9 protein-coding genes and 1 tRNA gene are annotated in these 12,733 nt (G+C 44.2%); 3 read left to right on the top strand and 7 right to left on the bottom strand.

Going from position 1 to position 12,733, the window contains the following annotated elements; translation table 11 throughout:
• Window positions 1-54 precede the first annotated feature (54 nt).
• Window positions 55-852, bottom strand: a complete 798-nt coding sequence (locus CTT30_RS19995; RefSeq protein ID WP_252036771.1) for a substrate-binding periplasmic protein — start codon at window positions 850-852, stop codon at window positions 55-57.
• A 102-nt stretch (window positions 853-954) separates the two neighbouring features.
• Between CTT30_RS19995 and CTT30_RS19990 the strand changes: the two genes are divergently transcribed.
• Complete coding sequence (locus tag CTT30_RS19990) at window positions 955-1,371, top strand: RNA-binding S4 domain-containing protein (protein WP_252036770.1); 417 nt, start codon at window positions 955-957, stop codon at window positions 1,369-1,371.
• 34 nt (window positions 1,372-1,405) lie between these two features.
• Here CTT30_RS19990 and CTT30_RS19985 read toward each other — a convergent pair whose 3' ends face one another.
• The 5 genes from CTT30_RS19985 to CTT30_RS19965 all read right to left on the bottom strand — a co-directional run bounded on the left by CTT30_RS19985 (window position 1,406) and on the right by CTT30_RS19965 (window position 8,916).
• A complete protein-coding gene (locus CTT30_RS19985; RefSeq protein ID WP_252036769.1) occupies window positions 1,406-3,154 on the bottom strand; it encodes a formate--tetrahydrofolate ligase in 1,749 nt (582 codons plus the stop codon).
• 159 nt (window positions 3,155-3,313) lie between these two features.
• Complete coding sequence (locus CTT30_RS19980) at window positions 3,314-3,502, bottom strand: P-loop NTPase family protein (protein ID WP_239835256.1); 189 nt, start codon at window positions 3,500-3,502, stop codon at window positions 3,314-3,316.
• 39 nt (window positions 3,503-3,541) lie between these two features.
• Entirely contained in the window at window positions 3,542-5,899 is a 2,358-nt protein-coding gene (locus CTT30_RS19975; RefSeq protein WP_252036768.1) for a fatty acid cis/trans isomerase, read from the bottom strand.
• Window positions 5,900-6,000: 101 nt separating this feature from the next.
• Window positions 6,001-7,620, bottom strand: a complete 1,620-nt coding sequence (locus tag CTT30_RS19970; RefSeq protein ID WP_252037610.1) for a VRR-NUC domain-containing protein — start codon at window positions 7,618-7,620, stop codon at window positions 6,001-6,003.
• Window positions 7,621-7,683: 63 nt separating this feature from the next.
• Window positions 7,684-8,916 (bottom strand): L-lactate MFS transporter, encoded by a 1,233-nt coding sequence (locus CTT30_RS19965; protein WP_252036767.1) that lies wholly within the window; start codon window positions 8,914-8,916, stop codon window positions 7,684-7,686.
• 470 nt (window positions 8,917-9,386) lie between these two features.
• Between CTT30_RS19965 and CTT30_RS19960 the strand changes: the two genes are divergently transcribed.
• Together CTT30_RS19960 and CTT30_RS19955 are read left to right on the top strand one after the other, a co-directional pair.
• The gene (locus tag CTT30_RS19960; protein ID WP_252036766.1) at window positions 9,387-11,387 is read left to right on the top strand and encodes a HAMP domain-containing methyl-accepting chemotaxis protein; all 2,001 of its coding nucleotides are present in this window, start codon (window positions 9,387-9,389) and stop codon (window positions 11,385-11,387) included.
• 153 nt (window positions 11,388-11,540) lie between these two features.
• Window positions 11,541-11,615 (top strand) — tRNA-Gly (locus CTT30_RS19955).
• A 116-nt stretch (window positions 11,616-11,731) separates the two neighbouring features.
• Here CTT30_RS19955 and CTT30_RS19950 read toward each other — a convergent pair.
• Window positions 11,732-12,694 (bottom strand): M23 family metallopeptidase, encoded by a 963-nt coding sequence (locus CTT30_RS19950; RefSeq protein ID WP_252036765.1) that lies wholly within the window; start codon window positions 12,692-12,694, stop codon window positions 11,732-11,734.
• Between the last annotated feature and the right edge of the window lie 39 nt (window positions 12,695-12,733).

Below are 12,733 nucleotides of genomic sequence, written 5' to 3'. Positions count from 1 at the left end.
TTTGTACCCCAGCAGAATTCCGGTCATACTTCGCCTTGGTAGTACATGAATGACCTACAGGCTACTATCGAAATAGGCTTTTATGATGGCTTCAATCTCGCCTTGTTCTTGAAGTTTCACTAGGTTGTGATTGAATTGTTTGACAAAATCTTGCTTGAATGGATAGTTATCCGGTTCACGATTTGTAAATCCTAAATAGCCCTGTTCAGCACTAACCACTGCACCTAAGGTTAGCTGCCAGTCTTCTGGTAGTAATCCTTCCTGGGTCATACGTTTAATTTCCCATAAAATAGACAATCGGTCATTCATGTAACAATCGATTTTTTTGTCATGAAGATTAGTCAGATTAGGTCGGTTACCTTTGGCTTCGAGTAGAGTGATTTTCCCTGCTTTGACTGCATCCCAAAACTGTTTGCCACCAAGGGCAAAGGCCTCATTGACACCGACCTTTAAACCAAAGTAATCGCTTGGCCAACGACTTAAAGAGCGTGTTTTTACACTGTCTGAGTTGCAGAACACAACCACTTCTTCATCAAGAATCGGTTTAGAGTAGGGGGAGATATAAAGGCGTTTGTCGGAATAATAATAGGGCGGATAGAGCGCAAAACCTTGACCCACTTTGAGCATCTTTAACCCACGTTTCCACGGAATTGGGACTAGTTTAACCTCATAGCCCGGCATCTCTTCAAAAACACGACGTAAAATATCACTGTAAATGCCTTTTGCTATGCCATTTTCACTATAGCTATAGGGTGGATAAGAGTCGTCACCATACACCAGTACTTTAACTGGGGGAGAATAGGCCACTGCCTGAAATGAAAATAAGAGCAGAATGAGTATCCATCTAAGCAAAGCGAGTACCTTTTAAATGCTTTTTCTATGATTAACTTTAGTTTATTTATTTAAGGATAGGCATTAGACTCTGCTTTTTTCTAACTGCGGCTGAAGTAAAACATGACGGATGACTACCAAAACGAGCAAGAGATTGAAATTGAAGCGATAGGAATTGAGGTTTCAACCCAGCCCATAGAACTGTATAAGGTATTCAAGATCGCTAACCTTGTCGGTGGAGGCGGTGAAGCGAAACACATTATTGCAGAAGGCTATGTTGCGGTTAATGGTGAATTAGAAACTCGTAAACGCCGTAAAATGTACGATGGTGATTTCTTCGAGTTCAACCAAGAATACTATGTTGTGGTTTGCGATGCCCCAGTGACTGAACCAGAAGAGCGTTCAATCACTAAATCGGACTCAAAGCCGGAGAAGAAGCGTAAGCCACCTAAGACAAGTCAAGAAAAGAAAGACAGTGAACAGAAGAAAAAAGGTAACAAGAAAAACGAGATAGGTCGTTCAAATATCGATTTTCTATAAAGCTCACTGCTCTGCTTTGACCTGAGCTTTTGAGCTAGCTCAGGCCGACGATGTTGCCTGCATCATCCAGATCTAGGCTCATGAAAGCGGGTTTTTCTGGCAGGCCAGGCATGGTCATCACGTTACCACAAAGCGCGTAAATGAACCCAGCACCAGCACACAGCTTTAGTTCTCGGATTGGAACATCAAAATGCGTTGGTGCCCCCTTCACAGAGCCGTCGGTAGATATGGACAGTGGTGTTTTTGCAAGGCATACCGCTAGGTTATCGAACCCTTGCTGCTTGTATTCTGCCAACTGCTGTTTTGCTTTGTCGCTTAGTGTGACCCCTGCGGCGCCGTAACCGGATTCAGCTACCGCCATTAGCTTTTCTTCTGTTGTCTGCTCGAAATGATACAGGGGTTTGAAACACGCTTCTTGCTGACATTGCTTGACTACTTTTCTCGCCAACTCAGTTGTGCCTTCTCCACCATGGGTGAATCCTTCACTGATAGCGACTTCGACATTGTTTGGTAGAGCTTGAATCATGTCAGACAGTTGCTGCAATTCATGTTCACTATCCTGTGGAAAGCGGTTGATCGCCACTACTGCTGGGATACCGTATTTGTTGACGTTGTTAATGTGCCACTTGAGGTTATCGAACCCTGAGGCGAGTGCGACAGGATCTTCCTCAAAGAGTGAATCCGGTAAGGCTTGGCCGGGCTTTAAGTCGTAATGGCCCGAATTTGCTTTCAATCCACGTAAAGTGGCAACCACGACAGCACAATCTGGTGCTTTGCCGGAGACTTGCGCTTTGATGTTACATGCTTTTTCAAACCCCATATCAGAACCGAAACCACCTTCCGTTACTGTGAAGTCACACAATTTCGTGGCAATGTTGTCAGCAATGATTGAAGAGTTGCCATGGGCAATATTAGCAAATGGGCCTGCGTGGACGAGAGTGGGGACTCCTTCGAGTGTTTGCATCAATGTGGGTTCAATCGATGCTTTCATACTCACCGCCATTGCACCAGCAACTTGAAGATCTTCTGTTGTGACAGGTTGACCTTCAAGATCATAAGCGACAACAATTCGTCCAATGCGCTGACGCAGGTCTTTTAAGTCACTGGCCAGAGCCAGTACAGCCATAAGTTCCGATGCTGCCGAGATATCAAAACCGTCTTGCCTTTCAAAGCCATTAATATTTTTGTCATGGGTATTTCGGCCGACAGTGACCATACGTAGGGCTCGATCATTATGGTCCATGACACGTTTCCAAACGACACGTTCTGGATCTATACGCAGTGCCTGTAAACCTGAACGCTGCTCAAAATTCTGATAGCCTTCTCGCTGCTCATGATAAATCCTTGCATCGATAGCTGCCGCAGCTAGGTTATGTGCAGCGGTAACGGCATGAATATCGCCAGTCAGATGCAAATTTAACTCTTCCATTGGAGCTACTTGCGAATAGCCACCGCCAGCAGCTCCACCTTTCACACCGAAAACTGGGCCCATGGAGGGTTGGCGAATACATGCCATCACGGATTGATTGATTTTAGCCAGTCCTTGAGCGAGGCCGATAGTAGTAACGGTTTTCCCTTCGCCCAGAGGTGTTGGAGTGATAGCTGTGACTAATACCAATTTACCCGAGTTATTGTCTTTTAACCTGGTTAAAGTACTCAGTGATACTTTCGCTTTATATTCCCCTTGGCTTTGATATTCGCTGTCCAGTAGTCCTGCATTTTGGGCAACTTGGTTAATTGGGTGTAATGTTTGAGAACGGCAGATTTCAATGTCCGACAGCATAAACCCCTCTATGTGTAAGAGTTTGAAGAGAAATCAACGCGACATGGCGTTAAGGGTGTCGATAACGATTAGTCGTTACCTTATTTTGCAGTAGGAGGATTATACGTGTTACGTGATGTGGAAGGCAAAAGAAAGCCCCGTAAAACGGGGCGTTCATCGTTAATACCAATCGTCCTCGGGGATTATTTTTCCCTCAGGTGCGTAAGGACCATCATCGAAAGGATGTTCAGCTTTGCCGCGCAAACTTTCTAATTGATGCTCAAGCATTTGGACAGTGTCGTAATCACCCTCTGAGCAAGCCACATAGATTTGTTGCTCGATAGCGCGAATACTATCTCTAATACTCATACTCACCTCCTGCGTTAGAAAACGCTCGGTTGAACAGTTCTACCTATTCTCAAAACGATTATAGTCAAGTAGACCAAATTCGACAGGCTGATTTTCTTTGTACCAAGCATGTATTTTGTCGCTGAAAGGCCAGAATTTGTCTGAGCTTCGGCGGATTGCGAATCGATCCAATAACTTAACGTAGTCGTCTTCCGAGCGGACATTTTTTATCATGCTGACAAGCTGAGTAATCTCGTCTTCATGTAATGAAAGATACGCAGCGGGGTAACTTCCGATCACTCCTCTCACTAGAGTGAAATCATCATTTTTATAATCGCGATTACTTTCTTCATCGAATAAGCTAGAGATGTTGGTATGTGCATTGTTGTGGAGCAAAGTAAACAACTGCTCTTCACCAGCCTCAGACTCAATCATGAGCATAATAATTTGAGGAAAATTAAGGAGTCCTTTGCCTTTGATGTTGTCGATAGTTCGCAAGGCAGATTCATTGGCAGGCTTGAACCCAGTTTGCTCTATGTCATAGCGATTGCTCAGCACCGGTGCAAGTTTTGTCTGTAAAATATCGTAAAGCTCTCGCTTAGGGTTGTCGGTCTGATATGGAACCTGTGTTGGCTGATCAAAGGGCTTCACATTGTTATGTAAGAAATCACTCAGCTGAGGGCTTTGGTTTTGATACCAACTTGATTGCTCAATGTGGCGCACATCTCGCGGGAGGAGAGCGATAAAATTACTTTCGCCTTCGAGCCTCAAGAAGTCCATAAAAAGTCGCGTCATGAGCTGGTGGCCGAAGTTTCCATAGACATCAAAGCCAGCAACGAGTAGGTAGTGAATGCGCTCAATCAGAGCATAATCTAAAATCCAAGCCGTCTTTGGTGGCTTTCCAACTAAGCCTTGAACCACTGATGCGCTGTCAAAATGGCGGAACACGGTCAACGCGGCATTTGGATTGGTGCCATCACCATTCCAAAGAATATCCGTTGTTAAGTGCTTTCCATCTTTGAACCAGTGGTTAATAAAGTTGGACTTGGCTGTTAAGTAGCGAGCTTGCTGGCGTGAGTATGCGACCCAGCTTGTAATAGGCAAAGTATTGCTCTCCAACTCGGCTGGCAATTTTAAGTTTTCAGCTTGTGAGCGATAAAACTCATTCACCTCTGGAATATCTGATTTCTCAGGGTCAAGAAAGAATACCCAAAAACGATCATTAATCACATTGAGTGCCAATTGCCCACGACAAACGGGGCCTTTTATATAGGCGTTAATAGTGTTTTGTGCATTGTCCAACATGAACTTAAAACGAGATTTTACGGGTAACTCAATAAATGCCGTCATTGGGTTAGCCGCTATTTCAGGTTCATACCCGGGGAGTTGAGCGACGTCATAATCTGCTTCGAGAAACCATTTCTGCCATTTATCCATACGTTGGGTGTTGAGAGCGAAGGGCATATGGGTCTTATCGACAATAGTGGCCTGTACAGGAATTAGGCGGTAGTAAACACGCTTGGCTTGTGGATCATCGTAAGGTCTTCTCGTTGTGATACGTTTGAGTGGTTGTCCCGGAGGCGTTTTTGAACGAACCAAAGTGAAAAAACGCGGTGTGGTTTCATTTAGCTCTGAGAAATACAGATGGGATAAAAACAAATGTTCATAGATGTAGCGTGCGGTAAGCTGTGCTTTGCGAGAGCTTTTGTTGAGAAATTGCTCGTATTCGTTGACCAAAGCTTGGTGTTCTGTGGCCAGTGGGATTGGCGCATTCATTAAAGCGCCATCTTGCAACCAGCTCATGAGTGTTGAGTATTCATTTGGTGATAGGTTAGGCATCCCAAAAGGCATGCCCCAACTAGGGTAATCTTGAGCATAGCTGTCATACTCTTCGATGGTTGGGCACTCCTGAGAGCGATCGATTGAAAAATCAAATCCTTCAAGTTGGGCTTGGTCTGGTAAAGGGTGAGCTTCTTTTTGCATTAACAATTTGGCCATTAGGCCGGCTTCGATGTTAGCTGTTGGTGTTTGATCTCTCTCATTAAGTACGGGATGAAACCCCATAGAGCGCCATTGCTCTGTTGTTTGAGCATCTTGGAATAACCGGGTTGGTGTTGCTGCGGTTAAGCGTGTTCCTTGATAGACGAGTTCCTTGCTCCCGCCTCGGTCAATACCCTCCACGGAAGACATCTTAAGTTGGCAGGGGGCATCGTAGCAGGCGTGACAGACGACACAGCGGTTATCGATGATGGGTTTGACTTCGTTTAAGAAAAAATCACTAGGTTGGCTGACCGTACTAGCTTGCCTGTCACGGATCTGAGCCTCGCCAAACAGTTGGTTGTAATTGAAACCTGCATAAGTGGCACAACCAGCGAAGGCGGTAACGACAGTGAGAATAAAAAAGGAACGTAAATTCATTTGGATAATAACTATATTGACGAGGTTTGATAATTTCAGCAGAAGGATATTAAATTGGCAAATAAATAAGAGCCTTGTAAGGCGTCTGTCTTATCGGTGAGCTAACGCTGAGTATTCGTTACATAGCAAACCGAAAACGGAACGTGGAGCTTTTGGAAGTGGTCAATCCAACGCCACTGATTGTCTTGGAGGCGATCCCCCGGCCCTTTGACTTCCATCCACTCAAACTTCCCATCTTTAAAGAGCACCAGATCAGGTAAGCCATTCCTATACAGTTTGAGGTCTTGCAACATGATCTTAAAAAGTTGGCATAACAATGAGCTTGGGATACAGGTGAGAGCGTTTTCTAATAATTGCGGGGTAAACACATTCCAAGAAACAAATGGATTGTTTACGCCTACTTTGTCTTGATAAATCTGAGTTAGATTCGAAAGACCGTCTTCTTCTAAAACAGTGAAAATATGACTGATAAGAGACTGACGCTTGAGCGAGAAATCAGGCTGGTAGAGATCCAAGGGGCGATATTGATAACGATTGATAAATGCGCCTTCTATGGGACTGAATATCACCTCCCAAAATGCCAACCCAAATAAACCGTTGAGTAAGGTATTTTCAGAGTAAAACACGTTATAACCTTGTTGTTCGAAATGTTCTTTAACCGCTAGTTCAACGCGTTGATGTGATAAATCTAGCGATAGGTGTCGCTCTTGAAGAGTGGGCTTGCTCACTCTTGGGACTTTCAAGCCCTTAAGGCGTTGCAGACGCTGCTGTAGCCTGTTCGCGACCTCTTGCTCTGATACATCATAAGGGGTATGCAACATATCAGTGACAATGTCACTCATTGCATTTAGGTGACCTTGCTTATCATAGATTCGTGCGCGACGTTCTCGCGACGGAGGTAATGACGTGTGCTCAAACCATCGGTTAGCAAGTTCGTACTCTTGGAGCCGCTCTAAATCACGTGCGATGTCGTTTATGAGGTGCTGACGCTTTCGCTCCACGTAGTCATGCTGGATTGGCGTGGCGAGCTGCGCAAGGTGATTCATCAGTGTAGGGACACATTGGCGATCTCCATTTAGATAGTTCTCCTGAGTTCGCGATAGACTAAGCAGTTGATCCAATTCACCACGCGAAGCAAAGAATCGGCGCTCACGGCTAAGTTGGTAAGGCTCAAACTGATGTAGGCCAAGCTCATCTAGGACAAACTGGCTGAGATCTTGGTGAGTATTAGCAAAGAAAAGAGCTAACAGAACATCAATAACCTGTGGAGATTCAAGTCTGATGATGATGAAGCCTAAAGCGTTATATTCAGAGAAAGCTTGGGGAGAGAGTGCCTCTATGATGGCTCCTTTTTTGGCTTGTTTATTCGTGATATTAAACAGGCGGATCAACTCCGGCTTTGTGAGCAAACTGGAGGCTAATGTTGGAATTGATATATCAGGATTGAGTGTGACGAAATCCGAAGTATTGAGTTCATCTAGAGTAGTGTCAAGGTCGTCGATCTCATCGTATTTTAACTTGTCACTTCGAAACCATTCTCCCTTGCGGGAAAGCATCCTAACCAGTAGACACTTAGCCTGAATCGATAAATGCTCAAAGTTGTCTAACCATTGCTTTTCTGATGGAGAAAGTAAATCGGGGTACATTTCTTGAGCATGATGCGTCAACTTCAAGAAGTTATTTAGGTAGTAATCAGCAGGTAATACGCTAGGTTGGTGCATAATAGATAGAGACAAAAAAGGCTTAACCGCAAGGTTAAGCCTTTTAAAGAAATTTTCAAATTATCAAGCGTTTTTAAGCTCAGCCGATTTGGCTTCAGTGATTGGCTTAGTCACCAGCGCTAATACGATACACACTGCCATCATGATTGCCGAAATGGTGTAAGCAAGACCGTAACCATCACCACTTGTCATGGAGAAACCAACGACAGCTGCGCCGATCGCACCACCAATACCCCATGCTGTGTATAGTACGCCATAGTTAGTGCCGTAATTCTTAAGGCCATAAAACTCAGCGGTCAGTGTTGGGAAAACCGCAAGTAGGGTGCCGTAACCAACAGCGGCAATAGCTGTGCCGATGATCAAAGTGAATTCCGTTTTAAAGGTGGCAAACAGCACCATGTTGATACCTTGCAACACGAAAGCAAGGAGGAGTGTACGTACACCACCAATCTTATCTGCCAGTATACCGGCGGCTACACGACCACCTGAGTTAAATACCGCCAAGATGGATGCAAGATAAACCGCATTGGGTAAGTTAGCTTGAACACTAGCGATGGTGGTGATGTTACCGATGATCATTAGACCAACAGAAGCGGCAAATGCGTACATGATCCATAGTGAATAAAACTGAGGCGTCTTAAGCATCGACTTCCACGTTAAGTCCTCTGTTTTCTTTGTCGCTTTTGGCGCTTGGCCTTCTTTTAGGTTAGGTTCCGCTGGTGTATAGCCCGCTGGCGGATTACTGATAGTCGCAGCAAGAGGAACAGCGATCGCTAAAACGCCAGCGCCCAGTAACATAAAGCTGGTTTGAATGCCCATACTGTCAATCAATGCTGAAGTGACAGGTGCAAGATAGATCGCGGCAAGACCAAAGCCCGCAGCAATCAGGCCGTTGACCATCCCTTTTTTAGAAGAGTGGAACCATTTCATCGCCGATGGCGAAAGGCATGCATAGCCAAAACCGATACCCGCACCAGTGATCACGCCAAAGGTAATGTTCAGCATTAGTGGCGTTGTAGCAAAGCCAGAAGCAATCATGCCTAGCCCTGTCAGAGCAGTACCTAAAATCAATATTTTGCGTGGGCCCATACGATCTTGAAGGATACCCGCAACAAGAAGACAAACAGAAAAAGTGATGGTTGCGATCGCATACGGTGAAGAGGCTTCAGCTGCGCTCCAGCCAGACTCCGTTACCAATGCTTTGTTAAACACACTCCAAGCATACAGGATGCCAAGACAAAGGTTGATACAGAATCCCGCTAGCAGTATACGTGTCGCTTTATCAATCTTGCTCATTTTTCTTCTCAATTTCACCTCTAGAAAAGAGGTATGGTTAACAGGCTATTTATTCAAATTAAGTTTGCGTTTATCAACACAAAGCGTAATGGGCGCGAATTATAACCAATCTATATGTGATTGGAATCTCTTTTTAGGGGTATTTTAAGATTATTTTTGTTTGTTAATTTGATGTTTTTATTGTTGTTTTTATGTGTCTGCTTTTGAGGGTTTTGGCAACCTAAACAAAGTCGTGTATTGATACGAAACCTCCTAGGGAAATAGAGACTGAAGGATGAGAATGTGTTGGGAATCAGCCGCTAACAAACATGGCTGGGTTTGTCTGTAGTCAGTCTTTCTCATAAACCTGAGCAGTATGGGATCTATTCATTGAGCAACCAGTCAAAAGTTCATGAAAATGCTTAACTTATATTTAACAATAAATAGCAAGGCGCTATAGTTAGGGGATTATTAAAATAGGAGTTATTAGGATGAAACTCACGATATCAGGGAAGTTACAGTTGAGTTTTCTGTCGCTTGCGGTACTTTTTATCGTTGCTGCGCTCTTTATCTTCCGTAGTGTCAATACTGTTGAAGAGCATACTACATTTTTATTAGAGTCCGACCTGCCGACCGTAGATACAGGACGTTCCCTACAACAATCGCTACAAGCGACAGTCTCGACTCTCAGAGCTTATATGCTGTTGGGAAGAGATGAATCTATCGGCTCCCTACAACTTGAGCAACTCAATGGCGTTATTGCCTCGACTGATGAAGCTTTACCTACACTTGAAAATTTGTTGGATGAGTCTTCTTACCAACAAGTGTTAAGCCAATGGCAATCGGTGAAAGCTTTAGTAAATCAGATCTCCGAAACCAGTCATTCAGATGAGAACCTACCGGCACACTCCTTGTTTATCAATGAGGCTGCTCCAATTGCTGAGGTGGCATTGGATCAGTTGCAGGGGCTGATTAATGATGAGGCGGGCAATAAAGAAGGTGGGGAAAGAAAGCGATTATTTCGTTTGTACGCTGATAGCTATACCTCTCTTGCTAATGCACTGTCTTCAATGCGAGATTTTCTCCTGTATGGTAAAGAGGAACACCTCAGTAAATATCAGGATTTCCTAAAAGCTCACGGCAAATATGTGGCTGAGATAGAAAGCAAAGTGAGTTTAATGAGTGATAGTGACCGGGGGCTGTGGGATCTTTTCAAAGAAATGCAGCAGCTTTACTTTCCTCTGGCAGAGCAAGTCATTGCTCTAAGAACCACCAGCGGTTGGAACCTAGTGAATGAAAAAATGGCTAAAGAGTTGGTTCCAGCAGTGGATGTTCTGAATACCAGTTTGGAAAACTTGATCCAAAAACAGCAGCAGCAAGCCGATGTCAGTGGACAAGGTATTTTCAGTTCATTGTCTAGTGTCGTATCGCTCCTTATAGCCTCTTCGATTATTTTTCTCTTAGCCTCATTCACGGTTTCCACATTCATGGGCAGAAACATAGGGCGACGGATTAAAATCGTTTCAAAGCGCGCTCAGCTGATTGCGGCCGGTGATGTTTCCCAGCCTCCACTTAATGTTGAAGGCAGTGATGAGTTGGCAAGCTTGACAAGCTCCATCAACAAGATGAATGTCGCACTGTTGGATATTGTACGTGGTGTAAGTGCTAAAGCGAGGACTGTTGGGGACAGTATGACATCACTACTTGAAGCGAACATGAATACTTCCAACAAAGTCGACAGTCAAATGTCTACGATGACATTGGTTGACCAACAACTTTCCGAAGTCAGCCTATCAGCAGATGAAACAGCGAATCAAGCCAAGCTCTCTGCTAGCAATCTTGCTGAGTCTAAAAACCAAATAGAAGACGGCTCTCAAGCGTTGGAGCAAAACATGCAAACTGTTACGTCCTTACACCGCACGATAGAAAGTGCGAGTCAGCAAGTTACAGAGTTAAGTAAAGAAAGTGAGGCCATTGGCCGTGTTACTGAGGTAATAGAAGGACTTGCTGAACAAACCAACCTCCTAGCACTTAATGCGGCAATTGAGGCTGCAAGGGCAGGGGAATACGGTCGAGGCTTCGCGGTTGTTGCTGATGAAGTGCGTCTTCTGGCAACAAGAACCACTGAATCAACGACAGAAATTAACAACATTGTTCATGCAATCCAATCTTCTACAGCTGCTGTTGTATCAGAAATAGATAAGAGCAAAATACTAGCAGAAGAAGGGGCAAATCATACCAAGCAAGCGCACGGTACACTCGGTGCGACGACCGATCAGATTGAGCGTTTGGATTCGCAGATGAAAGAGTTACTGCACTCAGCTGAGAGTCAATCTTTGGCTACTCAAGAAATCCACAGCTTAATGTCTGATGTGACCAGTCGAGTAAAGGAAGTTGCCGATATTTCAAGTTCATCTTCCCAGGTCTCTGAACAAGTTCGTCATCAGGTTGAGGAGCTCAATGAAGAGATGAAGCACTTTAGAACAGAGTAAACTAAAGTAAATCTTTTTATGTTAAATGAAGTGAGGACTAAAAAGCCACTTTAAGGTCGATTTGCACATAAAGTCAGCACTTAAGCCTGAAAATGAAAAAAAGACTTTTCTTTTCAGGCTGATGTGGCATATTGGCTCTGTCTTCACGATGATGCGTGCATCGTATAATGGCTATTACCTCAGCCTTCCAAGCTGATGATGCGGGTTCGATTCCCGCTGCACGCTCCAATCTTTCTTGTCTAAGACTCTAACTCACCTATCTAAGAACACATTACTCTGTTTCACTACAAATAAACCAAAGCTAGCGTACGTAATCTGTCTTACGCACACTGACTTAGTGAGCGTTAGTTTATCTGTTGCTCAAGCTGTGAGAAGACTTTCTGAGCCTCTCGGGATTGAGAAGATACAAGCTGCACGGCGACCTTTTCAGCGAATGCTCGCTTCTTTTCAAAGTCGATAGGCCTACCGTTTTTCCATAACTCAAAGTGAAGGTGCGGGCCGGTTGTTCTTCCCGTATTACCGCTTGTACCTACTGTTTCCCCTTGTAAGACAACATCCCCCTTACTGACATAGCGATTAGACAGGTGAAGGTATCGCGTTTTTAATCCGCCAGGATGCTGGATAACAATGTAGTTTCCCGCTATCGGGTGATAGCGAGAGGCGATGACTTCGCCTGAAGAGATACTGACAACAGGTGTTCCGACAGGCACAGCGTAATCTGTTCCAAGGTGGGGAGCCATAGTGCGAGTCACAGGGTGAAAGCGCGAATGGCTGAACGGCGAACTGATTCTAAAGCGTCGTGATACTGGAGAAAGCAGGTGCTTATCTTTGTAAAAACGCTCACCATCGGTGCTAAATAAGGTGCCAGCTTCTGTACTATAAACATAAAATGCCTGAGACTTGTCACGATATAAAAAAGCAATGAGCTGATCTTTCTCGTTAAGTTTAAAAGCAAACTGTCCAGAACCTGATACTGAATTGATGAAGTCAAACTTACCGGCAGATAAAGATATAAGGTCTTGGATAGTATTTGGTGCAATGCCCAAGTTGAGCGTCGTCCCATAGAATGAGTAACCCACATGGCTACTAATTAACTTATCTTTTTTTACCGGTGTTTTTAATACCAGATCATCTTGCTTAATAGTGTTATTAACTTCAGGCGGAGTCGTTTTGCTTGAATGCCTAGTTGATGTGTCACTGAATGGTGATATTTCAACTAGGGCGCATAAACTTAAAGGAATAAGAGCCAGATACCAGAAGGACAAATAGTCTCGGTAACTTTTCGCTGGAATAGACGTTGAATGCATTTTAATAGTTATTTGATATTTTCATACAATGATAGGGCT

It is taken from the genome of Vibrio coralliilyticus (assembly GCF_024449095.1).
In the GTDB taxonomy this organism is placed as follows: Bacteria; Pseudomonadota; Gammaproteobacteria; order Enterobacterales; family Vibrionaceae; genus Vibrio; species Vibrio coralliilyticus_A.
Note: the sequence above shows the minus strand (reverse complement) of the source record. Positions and strands in the feature narration are given on the sequence as shown.

Coding starts and splice junctions, on each gene's coding strand:
- CTT30_RS19970 (WP_252037610.1), bottom strand. CDS start 7,620: ATGCACCAACCTAGCGTATTACCTGCTGATTACTACCTAAATAACTTC.
- CTT30_RS19960 (WP_252036766.1), top strand. CDS start 9,387: ATGAAACTCACGATATCAGGGAAGTTACAGTTGAGTTTTCTGTCGCTT.
- CTT30_RS19985 (WP_252036769.1), bottom strand. CDS start 3,154: ATGCTGTCGGACATTGAAATCTGCCGTTCTCAAACATTACACCCAATT.
- CTT30_RS19975 (WP_252036768.1), bottom strand. CDS start 5,899: ATGAATTTACGTTCCTTTTTTATTCTCACTGTCGTTACCGCCTTCGCT.
- CTT30_RS19965 (WP_252036767.1), bottom strand. CDS start 8,916: ATGAGCAAGATTGATAAAGCGACACGTATACTGCTAGCGGGATTCTGT.
- CTT30_RS19980 (WP_239835256.1), bottom strand. CDS start 3,502: ATGAGTATTAGAGATAGTATTCGCGCTATCGAGCAACAAATCTATGTG.
- CTT30_RS19990 (WP_252036770.1), top strand. CDS start 955: ATGACGGATGACTACCAAAACGAGCAAGAGATTGAAATTGAAGCGATA.
- CTT30_RS19950 (WP_252036765.1), bottom strand. CDS start 12,694: ATGCATTCAACGTCTATTCCAGCGAAAAGTTACCGAGACTATTTGTCC.